The 20,280-nt window shown below is 59.4% G+C and carries 15 protein-coding genes and 1 tRNA gene; 10 read left to right on the top strand and 6 right to left on the bottom strand.

What is annotated here, in order from left to right; all coding sequences use genetic code 11:
• Positions 1–13: 13 nt before the first annotated feature.
• From RDU24_RS01500 to RDU24_RS01515, 4 genes are all read left to right on the top strand, one after another.
• Positions 14–1,054: an energy-coupling factor ABC transporter permease gene (locus tag RDU24_RS01500; RefSeq protein ID WP_308733955.1), complete on the top strand. Its 1,041-nt coding sequence runs from the start codon at positions 14–16 to the stop codon at positions 1,052–1,054.
• Positions 1,055–1,127: 73 nt separating this feature from the next.
• Positions 1,128–1,961, top strand: a complete 834-nt coding sequence (cbiQ, locus tag RDU24_RS01505) for a cobalt ECF transporter T component CbiQ (protein WP_308733956.1) — start codon at positions 1,128–1,130, stop codon at positions 1,959–1,961.
• Positions 1,958–2,752, top strand: coding sequence for an energy-coupling factor ABC transporter ATP-binding protein (locus RDU24_RS01510; protein ID WP_308733957.1), 795 nt, complete (start codon positions 1,958–1,960; stop codon positions 2,750–2,752). The genes cbiQ and RDU24_RS01510 overlap by 4 nt, the downstream gene beginning before the upstream one ends.
• 51 nt (positions 2,753–2,803) lie before the next feature.
• A complete protein-coding gene (locus tag RDU24_RS01515) occupies positions 2,804–3,721 on the top strand; it encodes an exopolyphosphatase (protein WP_308733958.1) in 918 nt (305 codons plus the stop codon).
• Positions 3,722–3,758: 37 nt separating this feature from the next.
• On the opposite strand, the gene RDU24_RS01520 is transcribed toward RDU24_RS01515, so the two are convergent.
• Complete coding sequence (locus RDU24_RS01520; protein ID WP_308733959.1) at positions 3,759–4,526, bottom strand: hypothetical protein; 768 nt, start codon at positions 4,524–4,526, stop codon at positions 3,759–3,761.
• Between the two features lie 212 nt (positions 4,527–4,738).
• On the opposite strand from RDU24_RS01520, the gene RDU24_RS01525 reads away from it, so the two are divergent.
• The 3 genes from RDU24_RS01525 to RDU24_RS01535 all read left to right on the top strand — a co-directional run bounded on the left by RDU24_RS01525 (position 4,739) and on the right by RDU24_RS01535 (position 6,962).
• Positions 4,739–5,833 (top strand): glycosyltransferase, encoded by a 1,095-nt coding sequence (locus RDU24_RS01525; RefSeq protein WP_308733960.1) that lies wholly within the window; start codon positions 4,739–4,741, stop codon positions 5,831–5,833.
• Between the two features lie 9 nt (positions 5,834–5,842).
• Positions 5,843–6,808: an NAD-dependent epimerase/dehydratase family protein gene (locus RDU24_RS01530; RefSeq protein ID WP_308733961.1), complete on the top strand. Its 966-nt coding sequence runs from the start codon at positions 5,843–5,845 to the stop codon at positions 6,806–6,808.
• Between the two features lie 77 nt (positions 6,809–6,885).
• A tRNA-Pro gene (locus RDU24_RS01535) sits at positions 6,886–6,962 on the top strand.
• A 263-nt stretch (positions 6,963–7,225) separates the two neighbouring features.
• On the opposite strand, the gene pyk is transcribed toward RDU24_RS01535, so the two are convergent.
• Positions 7,226–8,647, bottom strand: coding sequence for a pyruvate kinase (gene pyk / locus RDU24_RS01540; protein WP_308733962.1), 1,422 nt, complete (start codon positions 8,645–8,647; stop codon positions 7,226–7,228).
• A gap of 150 nt (positions 8,648–8,797) precedes the next feature.
• Positions 8,798–9,691 carry a carbonic anhydrase gene (locus RDU24_RS01545; protein WP_308733963.1) on the bottom strand — a complete coding sequence of 298 codons (894 nt, stop codon included), beginning with the start codon at positions 9,689–9,691 and terminating at the stop codon, positions 8,798–8,800.
• A 246-nt stretch (positions 9,692–9,937) separates the two neighbouring features.
• Here RDU24_RS01545 and RDU24_RS01550 point away from each other — a divergent pair, with 246 nt between their 5' ends.
• Entirely contained in the window at positions 9,938–10,330 is a 393-nt protein-coding gene (locus RDU24_RS01550) for a flagellar protein FlaG (protein ID WP_308733964.1), read from the top strand.
• A 79-nt stretch (positions 10,331–10,409) separates the two neighbouring features.
• On the opposite strand, the gene RDU24_RS01555 is transcribed toward RDU24_RS01550, so the two are convergent.
• From RDU24_RS01555 to RDU24_RS01565, 3 genes are all read right to left on the bottom strand, one after another.
• A complete protein-coding gene (locus RDU24_RS01555; protein ID WP_308733965.1) occupies positions 10,410–11,738 on the bottom strand; it encodes an HlyD family type I secretion periplasmic adaptor subunit in 1,329 nt (442 codons plus the stop codon).
• Positions 11,735–13,420 carry an ABC transporter ATP-binding protein gene (locus RDU24_RS01560; protein ID WP_308733966.1) on the bottom strand — a complete coding sequence of 562 codons (1,686 nt, stop codon included), beginning with the start codon at positions 13,418–13,420 and terminating at the stop codon, positions 11,735–11,737. The genes RDU24_RS01555 and RDU24_RS01560 overlap by 4 nt, the downstream gene beginning before the upstream one ends.
• An 85-nt stretch (positions 13,421–13,505) precedes the next feature.
• Complete coding sequence (locus RDU24_RS01565) at positions 13,506–14,897, bottom strand: TolC family protein (RefSeq protein ID WP_308733967.1); 1,392 nt, start codon at positions 14,895–14,897, stop codon at positions 13,506–13,508.
• Positions 14,898–15,083: 186 nt separating this feature from the next.
• Between RDU24_RS01565 and RDU24_RS01570 the strand changes: the two genes are divergently transcribed.
• Positions 15,084–17,306, top strand: coding sequence for a CHASE2 domain-containing protein (locus tag RDU24_RS01570; RefSeq protein ID WP_308733968.1), 2,223 nt, complete (start codon positions 15,084–15,086; stop codon positions 17,304–17,306).
• A gap of 160 nt (positions 17,307–17,466) precedes the next feature.
• Positions 17,467–20,280 carry an isoleucine--tRNA ligase gene (gene ileS, locus RDU24_RS01575; RefSeq protein WP_308733969.1) on the top strand — a complete coding sequence of 938 codons (2,814 nt, stop codon included), beginning with the start codon at positions 17,467–17,469 and terminating at the stop codon, positions 20,278–20,280.

Here is a 20,280-nt window from a genome sequence, read left to right on the forward strand (position 1 = left end):
CTAACACATGCACATGGCTGACGCTCTTCTCTCCCCCGCCGTCGGCGGGACCATGTGGGCCGCATCCGCTGGTCTGCTCGCCTACTCCTCAAGCCGCTTGAAAACCACCCTGGACGACAACCGCGTGCCCCTCATGGGTGTGCTCGCCGCATTTGTTTTCGCGGCGCAGATGATCAACTTCAGCATCCCTGGCACCGGTTCCAGCGGTCACCTCGGCGGCGGGCTAATCCTGGCCGTTCTGCTCGGCCCCCACGCCGCGTTTTTGTCCATCGCCTCGGTGCTTGCCGTGCAGGCGTTGTTCTTCGCCGACGGAGGCCTGCTGGCTCTTGGCTGCAACATCTTCAACCTCGGCTTCTTCCCCTGCTTCCTGTGCTATCCCTTCATCTTCAAGCCCCTGGCGGGCGAGGCGCCGAGCAGGGGCAGGCTCATGACCGCCTCGGTCATCGCAGCCGTAGTCGGACTGCAGATGGGAGCTTTCGGGGTCGTGTTGGAAACCGTGGCGTCCGGCATCAGCGAACTTCCTTTCAACTCCTTCGTGCTACTCATGCAGCCCATCCATCTTGCCATCGGACTAGTCGAGGGCGTTGTGACCGCGGCGCTGCTGGTGTTCCTGCACAAGGCGCGGCCGGAGCTCTTCGGCGCTGCCCAGCAGAATGCCAAGACTCGCTCCCTGCGCCCCGTCATCGTTGGCCTGGCTTTGGCGGCCATGGTCGTCGGTGGTGGCCTGAGCTGGTTCGCCGCTGGCGATCCTGACGGACTTGAATGGTCCATGGCCAAGGTGAGCGGCAAAGAAGAGCTGGAGGCCCCGGAACATGGCATCCACAGCACCCTGGGCAGTTTGCAGAAGAGCTTCGCCTTCCTGCCGGACTACAATTTCAAGGAGCCCGAGGCGACCGCCACCGATTCCGGCAAACCTGAGGCTCAGCAGACTGAGTCCTGGCCCAACGTCAGCGCTGGCACAAGCATTTCCGGCCTTCTCGGCGGGTTCATGACCCTGTGCCTGGCTGGACTCGTGGCCTTGTTGCTGCGGCGCCGCGCACCGAGCAAGGCTTGAACCAGGTGGCTTAGGACTTACGGCATCACTCGGCGGGCAGGGCTCACCCTGCCCGTTGCTTTTCGGGGCATTCATGGGGCTGGATAGCGCACTGCACGAGATACGACACCTGGATGACCTGTCCTCCAAGGATACGCCCACGCATCGGCTTGACGCCCGGGCCAAGGTGTTGGTCACGCTCTTTTATCTTGTCTCGATGCTTTCCCTGGGACGCTACGAGGTTTCAGCACTTCTGCCCTTCGCAGCCTTCCCCTTGCTGCTGGCCGTTCAGGGTGAAGTCCCCCTTGCGCTTCTGCTTCGTCGTGCCGCCCTGGCCCTGCCCTTCGTTATTTTCGTCGGCATCTTCAATCCCCTGATCGACCGCGCGGTGCATTTCCATGTTGGCCCGCTCGCCATAACCGGAGGCATGCTCTCCTTTGCTTCCATCGTCCTGCGATCGCTCTTGGCCGTCACTACCGGCCTGGCGCTTGTGGCCGTAACCGGGTTCGACCAGATCTGCCGCGCCTTGGGGCGGCTTGGCATGCCGACCACCCTGCTTGTTCAGCTCCAGTTCCTTTACCGCTACCTGTTCGTCCTTGCCGACGAGGCGCTTCGCATGCTGCACGCCCGCGTCCAGCGCTGCGCCAAAAACAACCATCCGACCCTGCGCGAGTATCGCACACTGCTCGGCAGCCTGCTCCTGCGAACCCTTGACCGGGCCGGGCGCGTGCATCAAGCCATGCTCTGCCGCGGTTTTGACGGCCAGATGCCCGACCTGCGTCCTACTACGACTTTTGGCCCGGCGGAATGGCGCTTCTGCGCAATTTGGGGGCTCTTCCTCATCGCCGTGCGCATCCTCAACATCCCCCAACACCTGGGCAACCTGCCCCTGTACCTGGGCGGCAAAGCTGGAGGCCTGTTCCCGTGAGTCATCACATCGTTGAGTTGAAAGGCCTGAGCTTTCGCTATCCAGACGGCACGCCTGCCCTGGACAGCATCGACCTGACCATCCACCACGGAGAATCGGTGGGACTTGTTGGCGCCAACGGCGCGGGCAAATCAACACTGCTCCAGCATCTTTGCGGGGTGCATGTGCCGCAGGCAGGTCGCGTCCGTGTGGGCGATGTTCCAGTGCTGCCAAGCACCCTGGGGGAAGTGCGGCGCACAGTCGGCCTTGTCTTTCAGGACCCGGACGATCAGCTCTTCATGCCGACCGTGGCCGAGGACGTTGCCTTCGGCCCGCTGAACATCGGCCTGCCGCCCGAGGAAGCCGCCCAACGCGTGGATGAGGCCCTGGCCCAGGTGGACGCTCTGCACCTGAAGCACCGCCCGCCGCACCGGCTCTCCGGCGGCGAAAAACGGGCCGTCGCCATTGCCACGGTGCTGGCCTGTTTGCCGGACATCATGGTCATGGACGAGCCATCAGCCAACCTGGACCCGCACTCACGCCGCCTGCTCATAAACCTGCTGCGCAGCTTTCATCACACGAAAATCCTGGCCACCCACGATCTGGACATGGTGCTGGACCTCTGCGAACGCACCGTGGTCATGCACAAGGGCCGCATCATGGCAGACGGTCCCACCGGGGAATTATTCTCAGATATCGAACTTTTGACAGCTTGCGCACTGGAACCACCCTTGCGCATGCAGGGTTGCCCCCTGTGCGGAGCAGGCAAAGAAGTCGTTTCCGAGTTGACAGTTCCTTCGGCATCGGGATAATAGCGTGAAGGGTCGACACATTTCGGCCAAACGCAACCAAAGGACACCTCGATGCGACTTGTGACTCGGTCCGACTTTGACGGCCTCGCCTGCTCGGTGCTGCTCAAAGAACTGGGGCTCATCGATGACTACCTCTTCGCCCACCCCAAGGACATCCAGGACGGCTTAATCACTGTCAGCGAAAACGATATACTGGCCAACGTTCCCTATGTTCCCGGTTGCGGCATGTGGTTCGACCACCACAGCAGCGAGCAGACCCGCCTCGGCAAGGACATTAAGTTTGTGGGAATGAGCAAGCCGCTCAAGAGCTGCGCGCGCGTCATTTGGGAGTATTACGGAGGAGACAAGAAATTCTCCAAGAGCCTGCACCCGATGCTTGAAGCCGTGGACAAGGTCGACAGCGCCACGCTGACCGCACAGGAGATCGCCGACCCCAAGGGCTGGATCCTGCTTGGCTTCATCATGGACCCGCGCACAGGACTCGGCCGCTTCAAGGACTTCCGCATCAGCAACTACCAGCTGATGCTGGACATGATCGAGTATTGTCGCACGCACAAGGCCGAAGACATCCTGAAGCTGCAAGACGTTCAGGAACGTGTCGACATCTATCGCGAACAGTCGCGCATCTTCGTCGACATGCTGCGCCGCAACTCGACCCAGCACGGCAACCTCGTGCTGACAGATCTGCGCGGCGAGGAAGCCATTCACGCGGGCAATCGCTTCCTCATCTACACCTTGTTTCTGGGTTGCAACATCAGCATGCAGATCATGTGGGGCGTTCGAAAGCAGAACGTGGTCATCACCGTTGGCCACAGCATCCTCAAGCGCAACTGCAAGACCAACGTTGGTCGTCTCATGCTGGAATATGGTGGCGGAGGGCACGACAAGGTCGGCACCTGCCAAGTGCCCGCGGAGGGAGCGGACGCTGTCATTGACGCGCTGATGAAGCAGATTACCGCAAACGGCTGATCATATTCTCGCGAAGATAACGAAAGGGTGCTGTCGGCTAGGATAGGTCGGACAGCACCTTTTTAATTTGGGTGCTGTTCCGCTTGTAATAGCCCTGGCAGAAGCTGCGTATGGCCGGTCCGCACGACTCCACAGGAGGCAGGTTGGGCGCCTTCCACAGGCCTAGCGACACGAAGTCTATCTTTGGAAACATGAGTCCGTTGTCGAGACTCTCAGCGCCCAGGGAGTTTGACAGCGTCCCATGTCCCGGCTGATCCTCTGCGCTGATGCTCCGGGCATACTGCAACACCGAGGATGGCGACATCTCCGTGTTGACCTTATCGATGCGCTCGTTAAGGCGCGCGCAATGCCGTTGAATCTGCCGATAATGCGGACTCAAGCGCTTGCGCCCGCTCCGGTCGGGATCTTCTTCGTACTCGCCATTCATGTAGACTTCACAGGTACGTCGCACTTCAGAATACGCCTGGAGGACAGCCTTCTCAAACCGCGTGCTGACAAAGAAGGCGAAAGCAACACGCTCGGGCTGCCAAGTGCGCGAACCAGGATGAAGCATCGAGCCGTTGAAGGGATCCTCAAGACCCAAGGCTGCGAATAGCTCTGCCTCGCCTTCTTGACCCAGCAGAAGCGAACGGAGGAAGAAAACTCGAGAGAACACCTTGGCCTCCCTGGCCTTGATGTCCTCAACGAGAAGTTTGAAGTCCTCGATCAAGTCTTCAAGCGCCTTGCGCTTTCCGAAGAAGGTGTCCGCCATCTCGGTCAGCACCTCGCTCTCCAGGGCATCCGCAAGGGTCTTGTGCCTATCCATGCAAAACCTCATGTAGTTCTTGCAAGAGTACTTACGTTAATACACACGGCGAAGCAATGCGCAAGCAACCGGCATTCGGGTATCCTCCAGATAATCTTGCTTGCCCGTTGATCTTCAAAAGAGTAGGAAGCATTGCGGCCTGGCACGAGTGGCTGGCCTCCGGCTCAAACAGCGACAAAACCCGATCAGGCACACTCTCACAAGGATATATAATGCAGCCCAAGTGCATCTGTTTTTTCAACTCCAATAAGCCCTGGGGCGGTGGCGAGAAGTGGCATTACGAGAATGCCCTGCTTGCCCGAGACAAAGGCTATCGAGTCTGCGTCGTGGCAAACCTGGAGAGCGCGTTTGCCGACAGGATCGAGAAAGAGCCTGGCATCACGCTGCTGCGAATGGACATAAGCAGCATGAGCTTCCTGAACCCCCTGCCCCTTTTGCGGCTGGTTCGCTTTTTCCGTAGACAGGCGGTGAAGGCTGTCATCCTGTGCCTTCCAGCCGACATGAAGGCCGGAGGCATCGCCGCCAAGCTCGCCGGCGTTCCGGACATCATTTATCGCCGCGGCATTGCCGTGCCGGTGCGCGACCGCTGGCTCAACAGGATGCTGTTTCGGCATGTGCTGACAAAGCTCATCGCCAACTCGGCAAACACCCGCGATTGCGTGCTAGCCGAGAACCCTAGACTCATCGCGCCAAGCCGCGTCCATGTAATCAACTGCGGGTTCGACGTGGAGGCCTTCGACGCCCTACCGACCCGTGAGCTGTTGCAACGTCGTCCCGGCGAGATTCTCATTGGCAATGCCGGTCGCCTGACCCACCAGAAGGGCCAGAAGCTGCTCATAGACATCGCCGCACGGCTGAAAAAACAGCCGATCCCCTTTCGCATCCTGATCGCCGGCATCGGCGAGCTGGAAGCAGAGCTCAAAGACTATGCACGCGAACAGGCCGTGGATGACGTTGTAGAGTTCCTCGGCTTCGTGTCGGACATGAAGAGCTTCCATCAACACCTCGACATCTTTGCACTTACCTCCCTATGGGAAGGCTTCTGCTACGTTCAGGTCGAGGCCATGGTGCTCCGGCGACCTGTGGTTGCCTGGAATGTCAGCAGCATCCCGGAGGTTGTCACGGACGGCGAAACCGGGTACCTATGCACCGTTTCGAAAGTTGATGATTTTGCCGATCGCCTGCTTGCCCTCATGCAGGATGAGGCTTTGCGCAAACGTATGGGAGACAAGGGCCGGGCCAGGGTTATCGAGCATTTCGAAATGCGCAAAACCTTCGCTGACCTAGAAAAATGTCTGAATTCTTAAGGGAGTAATATGGCCAAGGTATTCATCACCGGCGGCGCTGGCTTTGTAGGTTCCCGCGTGGCCAAGCTATTTGTGGATCGTGGCGACGAAGTTTTCATCTTCGACACCTTCAAGCAGTACCTCATCCCCGACTGCGAAACGACGCCTCCCAACCTGCTCATCCGTCTGCGCGACATCATGGACAAGATTGAGCTTGTACAGGGCGACACCCTGAACAAGGACCATCTGCGCCGCGTGCTGAACCGCATCAAGCCTGACATCATCATCCACATGGCTGCACTGCCACTGGCATTTATGGCCATTGAACATACCGAGGACGCCTTCCAATCCATCCTCGGCAGCACGGTCAATTTCCTGGAGATTGTCCGCGACTTCGACCATCCCTGCCGCTTCGTGTACACGTCCTCCAGCATGACGTACGGCGACTTTGTCACCGATCCGGTCACCGAAGACTCTCCCCAGAGCCCGAAGGAGATCTATGGATCCTTTAAGCTCGCTGGGGAAATCGTCTGCAGGGGCTACATGCGCTGTTACAACCTCGACCTGGCCATTGTGCGCCCCTCTGCCATCTATGGGCCTTATGACGCCAACCAGCGCGTCATCCAGAAGTTCGTCACCCGGGCGCTGAGTGGCGAAGCCATCAAGGTCGACGGCGACGGCTCCATGCGCCTTGACTTCACCTACGTTGACGACGCGGCCCAGGCCATCTTCCTGGTCGGCACGCATCCGGCCGCCAAGGGCGAGACCTTCAACATCACCCGCGGCGAAGCCCGTAGCCTGAAGGACGTTTTGGACATCATCCAGAAGGAAATACCTGAACTGAACGTCCAGTATGGTCCTGTCCCGTCCTATATGCCCAAGCGCGGCACACTGGACGTGACCAAGGCCAAAACTCTTCTCGGCTACAAGCCCGAGTACGATCTCGAGCGCGGCGTGAAGCTCTACATCGAGCATCTGCGCAAGAATCCTATCTAAAGACAATAATCCGCAGGTTTTCGCTTGTCCTTTGTTGACAACCGGCACCGGCAGGGGTATCAACCCACTTCGCAAGACGGGATGTAGCGCAGCCTGGTAGCGCACCTGAATGGGGTTCAGGGGGCCGGAGGTTCAACTCCTCTCATCCCGACCAGAAAGAACAAGGGCTTACGGTGAACACCGTAGGCCCTTTTTCATTTGCCCATGACTGACATTCCGCCCCGTTCACACTTATGGCCTTCCCTGGACTTGTGCTCGCGCACGAGCTGCGGGAAGGGTCCATGTATAAAGGAGAAAAGCGGATGCTCAGCCACTGAGGCACAATGACCCGGTCGAAAACCAGAAGGGTTTGGGGGCGTTCGCCCCCAAACCCCTTGATGGTGAGATAAAGCCAGACCCGGGACAACCCGGCCTGGACTATTTGTAATAGATCTTCAGCTCGTTGGTGTGTGTCGTGGCCTGGCCGGGCGTGGGCTGTCCGGCGGTAATGACCACGCTCTGTCCCGGAGTGAACGCATCCGATTCGCTCACAAACTTCTCGGCTCGTGCGACATGGCTGGTGAGGGTGGTGTCGACCTGTCGTGGCTCTACGCCCCAGAAGAAGTTCAGGTGCTTCACCACCCGCGGATCAGGTGTCAACGCATAGACGGTATGCTCCGGACGACGGCTGGAGAGATACCGCGCGGTGGAGCCGCTGCTGGAATGCGACACGATTCCCTCGGACGCGCAGTTCTGTGCCAAAAGGCAGGCGGCGTAGGACAAATACTTTGCGGGATTCTTTTCCGGCTTGGGCGCAAGCGGGCCTTTCGAGCGTTCAATGTAATACGGCTCGGCGTTGGCGGCGATCTCGCTGATGAATTTGACAGCCTCAAGCGGGTAGTTACCCATGGCCGTCTCCTCGGACAGCATGACGCAGTCGGCGCCGTCGAGCATTGCGTTGGCCACGTCAGCCGCTTCCGCCCTTGTGGGCAGAGGGTTGTTGACCATGGACAGCAGCATCTGCGTGGCCACGATGACGGCCTTTTGGGCATGGCGGCAGGCGCGAATGATGCGTTTCTGAATAACAGGCACGGCGGACAGCGGGCACTCCAGCCCAAGGTCGCCTCGGGCCACCATCACGGCGTCGGTCAGGCTCAGGATGGATTCGATATTGTCCACCGCGTTCTGGCGCTCGATCTTCGCCACCACAGGAATCCAGACACCATGCTTCTGAATCTCGCTGCGGATGTCTCGAATGTCGTCGAGGGTTTGCACAAAGGACAGGGCCACAGCGTCCAGACCGATATCCAGCCCCTCATGCAAGTCCTTGCGATCCTTGGCGGTGAGGGCGGGCATCGGATGAAATTTTCCCGGGAAGGCAATGCCCTTTTTAGATGTAAGCACGCCGCTGTTCTTGGCCTCCATGACGAAGAGGGAGTCCGTCTTGCGAACCTCGGTGACGGTGAACTGGAGCATGCCATCTGACAGAGACACCGGCATGCCCTTGTCCAGCCCCTTGAGCAACTCGGGCATGTCCAGGTTGACGAAGACCATGTCGCGCACGCTGCCTCTATGCTCCGGCAATCCCAGCGCCAGCATGTCTCCCTTGCGGACCTGCACGGGCGAGCCCGTAATCTCGCCGATGCGAACTTTTGGTCCGCACAGGTCGCCCATGATGGTGACCGGTTGGCCAAGATCCTGCTCAACCTTGCGAATGAGCTTCACCGTAGGCGCAAAGGTCGCAGCATCAGAGTGCGAAAAGTTCAGGCGAAATATGCGCACCCCATATTCGACCATGGCCTTCATCGTTTCGTAATTGTTGGAGGCGGGCCCCAGAGTCGCGACGATCTTGGTCAGCATAGGTTCTCCTCGCAGGCAGTGCTGAAGTTCGATGAATGTTCAATGATGACTCTACGCATCATCCATTGATGGTTCAAGACATAAACAGTGCACTTAAGAACGAGGGGAAGGCGGCGCAACTCCGCCCTCCCCGACGATACTCTGCGAGGATTACTGATGCGCCGGAGCGGCCGGAGCAGGATGAGCGGCAGGGGCCGGGGCAGGCGCGGAATGCGCGGCCGGGGCCGGATCGATCATGGAACCCTGATCCGCAGCTTCAGCCTTGGCCGAAGCGGCAGGCTCGGCGGCGGCAGGAGCAGGAGCGTGCTTGGGCTTCGCAGGAGCATGCGGCTTGACGGCAGCGACAAGGAGCTTGCCCTGGTCAGGATGCGCGCCCAACCACTTCACCTGTCCACTGTGCAGGTCGTAGATGCCGCCCACAACCAGCAACTTGCCCTTCTTAACCAGTTCACGCACCTCGGAGCTTTTGCGGAACATGTTTTCCATGGTCAGATAGACATTGGCCTTGATGGAAGTCGCGACGAGGTCATCGCCGCTGGCAGTGGGATTCCAAGACCTGGCCTTGGCTACCGCTGGCTTGATCTGGTTGATGAGGAAAGGAAGGTTGCCATGAACCTTGGCGTTCTGAACGGCGGCGGTCACAGCACCGCAGGAGGTATGGCCGAGCACCAACATCACGGGGGTGTTCAAATGCCCAACGCCATACTCAATTGAAGCCAGTTCGTCGGGACCGGCGACGTTGCCGGCAACACGGATGACAAAAATGTCTCCAACTCCCTGGTCAAAGATATGCTCAAGGGGTTCGCGGGAATCCGAGCATCCTATAATGGTGGCAAAGGGGTGCTGACCGTTCTTCACAGTTTCGGCGCGCCTGTCGCTGCCAAGGTTCGGGTGCGTCGATTGACCTGCGGCATAGCGGGCATTGCCCTCTTTCAACAGATTCATTGCCTCGTCGGCGGGAATGGCCGGGCCTGCAGACGAGGCCAGGGCCGAAGCGCCAAAAGATAATACAAGAACTACTGTCGCCAAATAGCTGCGTTTCATTATTTCCTCCAACGAATTATGTGCGCAAATCACTATCATCCATTCTTGGTGATTTATCACAGGAGGTTCATGGAATCAACGAGGATCATCGACTCGGGCCAAGCCAACGGCTATAACACCAAAAATCTACGCACGCGATCGACCATTTCTTTCCATTACCCTAAAGATCGTGATCAACTCTGCCGATAAGAGGTGCGTAAGGATAAATGCAAACTGTGACCACCACAACTCAAAGAGGTTAGCGCTATGAACATCAACCCCTCGGACATGGAAGTCAGGCAGGGGTATTCTCCTGCCGAACATGCAGCCACCCGTGTGACCGCGAACACAGGCCAGCAGAAGCCAAATACCCAGGATTCCACTGGGGGCGTGGAGTCGGATGCTCGTTCACAAGCTGCCTCTGCAGCCGCTGACAGGATGATCGCCCTTGAAACGGCGGATAAAATCTCCAAGCAGTTGGACGCAACCGACACCACACTTAAGATAAGGCTGCTGGACAATACCCAGGATGGCGTTCAGGTGGAGATAGTTGACAAGGACAGCGACAAGGTGCTGCGGAAGATCCCGCAGGACGAGCTTATCAAGCTCTCGGCGTCCATCAAGAAGATGTCCGGCCTGTTCCTGAATCAGACGACCTGAGCCAAGGAACAATAGAGTTAGGCAGACACAGCCCCCGTTGGGGGCTTTTCTGCGTTCAGGTGTCGGCTTGGGGAAACGGCTAGCGTTCGTGCATCGAACCGCTCAGTGCGTCGATGAACGGATCAAGGAAGTACCCCAGCACTGAACGGCGCCCAATATGAATGCCCACGATGACGCGCATGCCGGGAAAAAGATTGTAGCGGTTTGAATTATGGGAGAAATGGTCCTGCTTTGTTTCCACGAGGACCTTGTAGAAGGTGTTCACACCGCCAGGCATCGTCTGGGTCACGGCGTCAGGACTCACGTGCAGAACCTTGCCGTCGATGTTGCCGAAACGACGCGCATCTCGTGAAGCCAGCTTCACGACAGCAAGCTGTCCTGGCCGCACATAGCCGATGTCCTGAATGGGAAGATGGGCCTCGATGACAAGCTTGTCACCAGCGGGAACTATCTCCGCAACGGTCATTCCCGGCTGAATGACCTCCCCTTCGCTAACCACGTTGATGCTCTTGACGATGCCCTCTTCAGGAGCGCGCAGGGTGGTTCTGTTCTGGCTGTCGCGCAGCTTCTTCATGCGTTGCGTAAGCTCCATGAGCTCGCGCTGGACCTTCTTGAGTTCCGTCTCGACGTCCTCGTTGAAGGCGTTCTGCGTGCGGACCAGCTCTTCCTTTGCCGCGGCCAGTGCGGCAACGGCGCGAGAATACGCAGCCGAGTTCTCAAGGATGGCGCTTCTGGTGTTGTTCTCTTCCTTGCGCCTGGCGATGAGTTCGTCCTCCTTGACCAGACGTTCACGGTACAGCTCTTCGCTACGCTGCACCTGACGCTGCACAAGAGGCAGATTCCGGCGCAGGTTTTCAAGCCGGGCGCCAGTCTCGCGAATATCCTGTTCGCGCTGACGTACCCGTTCGGCCTGGGACGAAATATCTGTTGTTACACGCTTTTTGCGTGCCTCGAAGAGATTCCTAGCCTGGTCCACAAGATCCTTGTGCTTTTGCTCCAACTCAGGCGTGAACTTTGGTTCCGGCAGTCCCTGCGACTCGGCTTCAAGACGAAGGGATTCGATCTTCAGTGAGTTGAGGCGCACTTCGAGTTCGTCGGCGTTGGCCTCGGCGGCGGCGGCGTCGAGAACGATGATGGGCTGGTCCTGCTTCACCAGATCGCCTTCGTGGACCAGTATCTCGCGCACAATGCCGCCCTCAAGGTGCTGGATCTTCTTGACCTTTGTCCGTGGAATGACCTCGCCAACGGCCTCGCTGACGATATCCAGGCTGGTAAGGGCCGACCAGAAAAAGGTCAAAACAAGCAGGCACCCGCACAAGTACAAGAACCTGCGGTGCGCCGCCATGGTCTTGTCGACGGCTGCGTGGAGGGCATCCGGCCCGAGGATGGAGGGGTCGGGCCTGGTCATGCGCCCTCCTCAGCCTTTGGCTCTCGCACCTGGGTGAAGGTCGGGGTCGGCTTTTCGTTCATGTCCAGCACGTACGTTGCGCCCTTGAGGATATTTTGATCCACGGTTGCCACAATGATGGTGGCGCCGACCTTGGCGAGAGCGTTCAGGACGTTGTACACTGCCAGGCAGCCTTCGGAATCAAGGCCTTCGGTAGGGTCGTCGAACACGACCAGACGTCCCTGGTTCATGAGTGCGCGGGCCAACGCAATGCGGCGGCGGATGCCAACCGGGAGCGTGCGGCCTCCTTCCGCGATCTCCATATCCAGCCCCTGGCGGCTGACATCGAGGAAGCGGCGCAAGGCGGCGGCACGGACGGCCTGGTTGAGCCGTTCCTGGGTTGCTGGGCTGTCTGGCTCCAGTTCCGCCAGAGTGATGTTTTCACGAATGGTCGCGTTGAGGAACGTCGGTTCCTGCGGAAGGTAGAGCAGTTGCCTCCGCCACCAATCAGGCGCGAACTGGCGCAGCTCAATGCCGTCAGCCAGGACGTGACCGCGCCCAGGTTCAAGCAGCCCTGCGACGAGCTTGCAGAACGTCGATTTGCCGGAACCGTTGAAGCCAGAGACCGCGAGGATAGCGCCAGGAGGCAACGTAAAGCTCAAGGATTCGAAGACAGGACCAGTGGAGCCGGAATAGGCAAAGCCCACATCGCGCAATTCCAATCGACCTGAAAATTCCCGCACGGCTGAGCCGGACACAGGCTCGAGGGGCATGGAGTGGAACTCGCCAAGCTGAAGGAGAGCTTCTTCCGCCTTCTGGCCAGCCAAGTGAGACTGCAGAAAGCTCGTGCTCATCTGCATGGCCTTGGCCGAGAGGATGCTCGCGCCGATGAGCCCACCGACGCTCATCTCTCCCACGACGGCCAGCATGGCGCCAAAAAAGTAGATGGATACGCGAAGCAGCATGCTCACAGTCTCAAGCCGGGTCTTGCTTCTATCGCGCGCGTTCTCCATGACCTCGCGCAGATCCTGGATGGCCTGCATCTGCTTGCGCCAAGCCTTGCGCAAAAAGTCGCCGCCAAGAAAAGCCCGCACTGTCTCAGCACCAGCGACAGCAGAGAGCGTCAGGTTGCGGTGGGCGATTCCCTGTTCACGTTGGCGCTCGTCCAGGGGAACGTTTGCGCGCATGCTCGAGAGGGTGAAGATAATAGTCGCGATGATCGCTAGAACTGTGATGACTGCAAGCAGCGGGTGGATGAAGGCGATCGCGAGGAGGAACAGCAACAAGAAAGGGGCATCGAGAATAGCAGAGATGTTATTGGAATCGTAGGCGAATTCTACAGTCTTGAGGGCCGTGAGCATCTCCTGGTGACGCCCAGTCGGCATCCTGTACAGCGCGGTCAGGCGCGCTCTTGTAAATACCGTGAGGGTTTTCTCGTTCAGTTCGTGATCCGGCAGGACACTGACCGCACTGGCCAGGCGCCCACGTACGGAAGCGAAGCCGGTTCCAAGGATGGAAGCGATAAGCACGCCTGTTGTAAGCGTGTAAAGGGTGCCGTCAAACCCGTAGCCAATGTAACGGTTCAAAACCAGGATGACGTAAATGGAGGAAGCCACAGACATGAGATTCGCCAGAAAAGAAGCGAAGAGGATTTCCCAGGCCAACCTGGGGCGAAGAGCTAGGCGCCGGAAGAGTTCTTTCATCAGACTGCCAGATCATCCGTTGAGCCGAGCGCGGGCTTCACGGCGGCCCACTGCCCAAATGCGTCTGCGCTAGGAGCGCAACCGCTCAATTTTCAACGACATCTGGGGTGATAAGCCCCATCTGGTTGAGAAGGGTGTATGCGGCGGTGATATGCTCGATCTCGGAAGTGACCTTGCTACTCGTGGCGTTGATGTAGTCACGCTCACCGGTGATGATCTCGGTGATGCCAACCTCTCCGCCCATTGCCTTCTTCTTCTTGACGAGCTCAAGGTACGCCCAGGTGATGTTTGCTTGGTTATCGTACAAGGCAATGGTCTTCTGCAATGTCAGCATGTCGTTCCAGGCGTTGCGTATGCGCTCTTCGACGATTCTGCGGCGGTCGAGGAGAGACTTGCGGACGGAAAGGATATCACTCTTGGCGGCACGGATGTTATCCACGTCACGGAAGCCGGAGAACAGGTTGTAGCTGACCTGCAGCCCGGCGCGCTGTTCGGAGCGGATGCCGGCGTCGCCCTGATCGTTCTCCTTGCGCGTAGCCTCGGCGACCGCCTCGAGCTTAGGATACATGGCCGATTCGCGGACCTCGAGATCACCCTTCTTCGTACTCAAAGCCTGCTGCAGTTCGATGAGTGCAGGGCTGCTCTCAAGCGCCTTGGATACTGCCTCGTCCAAACCGGCAGGAAGACTCTTCTTGGGCAGGGAAGGCAGGATAAGGGAGTTGATCTGCTCTTCCGTGAGGTCAACGCCGTAGACGGACTTGTAATTATTGCGCGCGTTGGTGTAGGCGCGTTCAATGTTGATGCGGTGGGCGATGGACTGGGACAGCTGCGCCTTGATCTGCAGCTCTTCATACGACAGGCCGACGCCACGCTCGACAAGCGCTTCCTGCATGCCGGATAGACGCTTGATGTTCTCCTCGGAGCGCAACGCATAACGCAACATTTCACGGGTGCGGATGAGGCCTAGGTAGGCGGTGACGCCCTGCAGAGACACTTCCTGACGGATGAGATCGAGCTTCGCCAAGGACTCCTTTCGGATTCCCTCGGCCTGGGCGATGCCGCCGCTGGTGCCGCCGAAGTCGTAGATGGTCTGGGCGGCAGAGAGGGTCTGCACATTACGCCATTTGCTGGTGTTCGCTGGGTCAGCGGGCTTTTGGATGTCTTCCTTGCCGCCATCGATAACCGCGTTCAAGCGGGGATACCAGGCGCCCTTGGCGCGTTCATACATGTGCCCAGCCGAGTCGACAGCGGCCTCAGCCGCCTTTATGCGGTCATGTGTTCTGAAGAGTTCAGCAATGGAGTCCTTGAGAGTGACCTTGACCAGCCCCTGGTCTTCAGGTGATTTATGGGAAGCGGTCACGGAAGGGGGCGCCTGAGGCTCCGCATCGGCGCAATAGCTTGCTGCAGGAGCTGCGAGCAAAAGCGCAGCAATCGCGAGCGCCAATCTCGTGCTTTTCCTGATCAGATGCATGCTCATTTCGCCAATCCCCGTATTGATGGTCAGGAGTCGGAACACCTCAAAAATGTGTATCAACTTCTTTGACGTATTCTTCAAAGTTCGTTATACGACATGGACTGAATTAGCAAGTAATTTTCATATCCGTCATGTTTGTCGCCAAGCTGCATCAAGACCTGTCATCACCGTCGACAACGGAGAGGCACCATGCTGAATTTTCTTAAAAAAATTCTTAAAAGCGACAAGACGCTGCTTGTCGCCATCGGTATCCTGGCCTCACTTTTCATGGCTGGACTGTATATCGTTCAGCCAACCGTACTTCGGTTTCTGGACTATAAGATCTACGACCAACTTCTACGCAGACAGCATACAAGACAAACATCAGGCATTCCTGTCATTGTTGACATAGACGAGAAAAGCCTCGCCGCCCTTGGCCAATGGCCATGGCCACGCTATCGAGTCGCGCTGCTGCTGGAAAAAATCCGCCTCGCCGGAGCGTTGTCCGCCGGAATGGACATCGTGCTCGCGGAACCGGACAGGACCTCACCCGCCCTGCTCCGCGAGCAGATCAAGAAGGAACTCCAGGTCAACGTTGATTTCCAGGGACTGCCCAAGGCCCTGGAAGATCACGACGCCCTTCTGGCGTCAGTCATCACCGGCAAACCCTACGTCCTCGGCTTCTACTTCAACTTCTCCAAGGCCGAAGCCGACCAGCAGATACAGACTTCCGCCTGCATGATAAAACCGGCCCAGGTGGCCATGCTGGAAGCCCCCGGCGCCATGAAGGCCAAGAACGCCCTGCACACTGCTTCCGGCACCGTCTGCCCGCTGCCGGCATTGGCCAGCGCCGCAACGGCCACCGGCTTCTTCAACGCCACGCCGGACCCTGATGGCATCCTGCGGCGTGTCGCGCTGCTGATTCACTACAAAGACAACATCTACCCTTCCTTGGCTCTTGCGACGCTCATGGAGGCCACGGGAGAGCGGAACGTTCTGCTCAAGCTCGACACCCAGGGCACGGAATCCCTGCGATATGCAGGTACGGTCATCCCTGTCGACCGCGCCGGACAGCTTCTGGTCAACTACCGCGGACCAGGAGGCGCCTTTCCGTACATCAGCGCGGTTGACATCATCGATGGCAAGATCGCGCCAGGCGCCCTGGACGGCAAGATCGCCTTCATCGGAACCTCGGCAGCGGGCCTCAAGGATTTACGCGCAACCCCCTTCTCCGCCGTCTATCCTGGTGTTGAAACGCACGCCACCATCGTGGACAACATACTGACCCAGGACTTCATCTCCATCCCAGACTATGCTCCAGCAGTTGAGCTGCTGTGCACCATCCTTGCAGGCATCACCATCACCCTGCTGGTGGCCTGGGCGCGCGCGGTGTGGCTCATGCTGCCCCTGGCCGGCATGGCCTTCGGCATGTGGGAAGGCTCGGCCTACATGATGTCCAGCGCCCGCGTGTACATCTCGCCCCTCTATGCCTACATCATCCTCGCGGCCAACTTCACGCTGCTGACGCTGCTCAAGTTCTGGCGCGAGGAGAAGCAGAAGAAGTTCATCCACGGCGCCTTCTCCCACTACCTCGCCCCTGCGGTCATCAAGCAGATTTATGATTCGCCAGAATCCTTAAGCCTGCAAGGCCAGGAAAAGGAAGTCACCGTCATGTTCTCCGACGTGCGCGGCTTCACCACCATGTCGGAACAGCTCACCCCGACACAGGTGACGGACCTGCTGCATGATTACCTGACCCCCATGACGCGCATCATCACCAGCAACATGGGCACCCTCGACAAGTTCATCGGCGACGCCATCATGGCCTTCTGGAACGCCCCCATCGACGTGCCCGATCATCAGAAAAAGGCCATGTCCTCGGCCCTGCAGATGCTCGACCACATCCACGTGCTGAACGAGGGCTTCAAGGAAAAGTTCGGCCTCACCATCAAGATCGGCGTCGGCCTGCATTGCGGTCGCGTTCGCGTGGGCAACATGGGTTCCGCCGACCTGTTCGACTACACCCTCATCGGCGACAACGTGAACCTGACCTCGCGCCTGGAGAGCCTGACCAAATACTACGGCCAGGTGCTCCTGGTGAGCCAGGCCATGAAGGAAGTCTGCGGCGAGGACTACGCCTACGTCGAAATGGACTCCGTGCGGGTCAAGGGCAAGCATGAGCCCATCACCATCTTCACGGCCATGACGCACGAAGCTCGCGCCGCCAAGAAGGCTGACTTTGACCGCTACGAAGAGGCGCTGGCGATGTACAAGGCCATGCGCTTCGGCGAGGCCGCAGAGGTCTTCGCCGAGCTCAAGGCCAAGGGCTTCGAGGAAGTGCTCTGTTCGATGTATGAGGAACGCTGCAATCATCTGAAGGAAGAGCCCCCGGGCGAGAGCTGGGACGGCGTCTACACGCACAAGACCAAGTAGCGCTGACGGACCTGTATTCAAGACCGTCCCCTGTTCGGCCATGCAGGCCGCATTGGGGGCGGCTTGACTTCCAGCCCGTGATGAACCAAGTTACGCGTTTCCATTGATCCAGGCATTGCACCGGCATGCGCCGACACCCCCAGCGGAGGACACACAAGGCATGAGCGATTACAAGAGCACCCTCAGACTGCCGCAGACCGGCTTTCCCATGAAGGCCAACCTGAAGCAGAAAGAGCCGGAAACCCTCAAGTTCTGGGCGGAGATCGACGCCTACAGCAGGATGGTCTCCGCAAACGAGGGCAGCCAGGCCTACGTCCTGCACGACGGCCCCCCCTACGCCAACGGCAACATCCACATGGGCACGGCCATGAACAAGGTCCTGAAGGACATTGTGGTCAAGTCGCGCAACATGAGCGGCCAGAAGGCCGAATACGTGCCCGGCTGGGACTGCCACGGCCTGCCCATCGAGCACAAGGTCGAGACCGAACTCAAGAAAAAGAAGAAGGAGCTTCCCGCGGTCGTCATCCGCAAGCTCTGCCGCGAATACGCCCTCAAGTTCCTCGACATCCAGCGCAGCGAGTTCAAGCGCCTGGGCGTTCTGGGCACCTGGGACAAGCCCTACATGACGCTCGACCCCAAGTACGAGGCCGCCACCGCCCGCGAACTCGGCAACTTCATGGACAAGGGCTCGGTCATACGCGGCAAGAAGCCCATCTACTGGTGCTGCTCCTGCCACACGGCGCTGGCCGAAGCCGAGGTCGAGTACGCCGACCATTCCTCGCCGTCCGTCTTCGTGCGCTTCCCGCTCACCGACAAGCGCGTGAAGGACCTGCTGCCCCAGGGCGCCAAGTACGACGCTGCGAAGACCTTCGTGGTCATCTGGACCACCACCCCGTGGACCCTGCCCGACAACATGGGCGTGTGCGTCCACCCCGAGTTCGACTATGTTTTCGCAGAGGTGCAGGGCAACACGTACCTCATGGCGGCCCGCCTCCTGGCGCCTTGCGCCGAAATCTTCGGCTGGGACACCCCCAAAATTCTGGCCACCGTGCCGGGACTGAAGCTTGAAGGCCTGGAGGCGCAGCACCCCATCTACAAGCGCAAGTCGCCCATCATCCTTGGCGACCACGTGACCCTTGACGCCGGCACCGGCTGCGTCCACACCGCGCCCGGCCACGGCCGCGAGGACTATGACGTAGGCCTGAAGTACGGCCTTGAGGTCTATTCCCCGCTGGACGACGCCGGACGGTTCTTGACGGACGTCGAGTTCTTTGCGGGCCTGAACGTCTTCGAGGCCAATCCCAAGGTCATCGAGAAGCTGAAGCAGGTCGGCAACCTCATCGTCCAGGAAAAGATCACCCACTCCTATCCGCACTGCTGGCGCTGCAAGGAGCCGGTCATCTTCCGCGCCACCACCCAGTGGTTCATCAGCATGGAGGCCAATGACCTGCGCAAGAACGCGCTCTCGGCCATCCACAACGACGTGCGCTGGATCCCCGCCTGGGGCGAGGAGCGCATCGCCAACATGATCGAGAACCGCCCGGACTGGTGTATTTCACGCCAGCGCAACTGGGGCGTGCCCATCGTCGCCCTCATCTGCGTGGACTGCGACGAGGCCTATTTCGAGACGCCCTGGGTCATGAGCGTGGTGGACCGCTTCGCCACGCACCCCACGGGCTGCGACTACTGGTTCGAGGCGCCGCTTGAGGACATCGTGCCCGCAGGCTTGGCCTGTCCCAAGTGCGGCCGCAACCACTGGCGCCGCGAGACGGACATTCTGGACGTCTGGTTCGATTCCGGCACCAGCTTCGCCGCGGTGCTGGAGCAGCGCCCCGAGCTGTCCTGCCCCGCAGACCTGTACCTGGAAGGCTCTGACCAGCATCGCGGCTGGTTCCACAGCTCGCTTCTGGCCTCTGTCGGCACGCGCGGGGTTCCCCCGTACAAGGCCGTGTTGACCCACGGCTACGTTGTGGACGGCGAAGGCCGCAAGATGAGCAAGTCCATCGGCAACGTCATCGCGCCCCAGCAGATCATCGACAAGTACGGCGCGGAGATCCTTCGCATGTGGGTCTCGGCGGTGAACTACCAGGAAGACATCCGCATCTCCGATGAGATCCTGAACCGCCTGGTGGACGCGTACCGCCGCATCCGCAACACCTGCCGCTTCATCCTGGGCAACCTGGCGGACTTCAACCCGAAGACCGACGCGCTGCCCGTCGAGAAGATGCTCCCGCTGGACCGCTTCGCGCTTGATCTGGTGGAGCGTCGCCACAACACCATCGCCCAGGCTTACGAAGACTTCGAGTTCCACAAGGTATACCACACCTTGCACAACCTGTGCACAACGGACCTCTCGGCCTTCTACCTCGACATCATCAAGGACCGCCTCTACGTGTGCGCGGGCGATGACCGCCGTTCAGCCCAGACCGTCCTCTGGCGCGCGCTCCTGGTGCTCCTGCACGACATGGCGCCGGTGCTGTCCTTCACTGCAGAGGAGGCTTACGGCTACCTCTCCCCCGAAAGCCGCCCCGGGACGGAGAGCGTGTTCTCCATGCGCCTGCCCGAGGGTCCTGCGCTCATGGCGGACAGGGATCGCCAGGCCTTCGAACTGCTGCTTGCCATCCGCGGCGAGGTCACCAAGGCCATCGAGCCCAAGCGCAAGGCCGGTGATGTCGGTCATTCCCTGGATACCCACGTGACGCTGCACGTCAGCGGCGATGCTGCGGAGGCCTTGGCTACTCCGGGCCTGGACCTGTGCGAGTTCCTCATCGTCTCCCGCGTGAGCCTGGACGAGTCCGGCAAGGTCCCTGCGGACGCCTTTGTGTCCGAGGAGGTCAAAGGCCTGGCCGTCTCCGTGGCCAAGGCACCTGGAGAAAAATGCCAGCGTTGCTGGCGCTATGAGGAAAACCTGGGCTCCGCTGAAGACCATCCGGAGATCTGCCCCCGCTGCACCGCAGTGGTCCAGGGACTGTAG

Origin of the sequence: Humidesulfovibrio sp. (assembly GCF_031082295.1) — a bacterium.
Taxonomy (GTDB): domain Bacteria; phylum Desulfobacterota; class Desulfovibrionia; order Desulfovibrionales; family Desulfovibrionaceae; genus Humidesulfovibrio.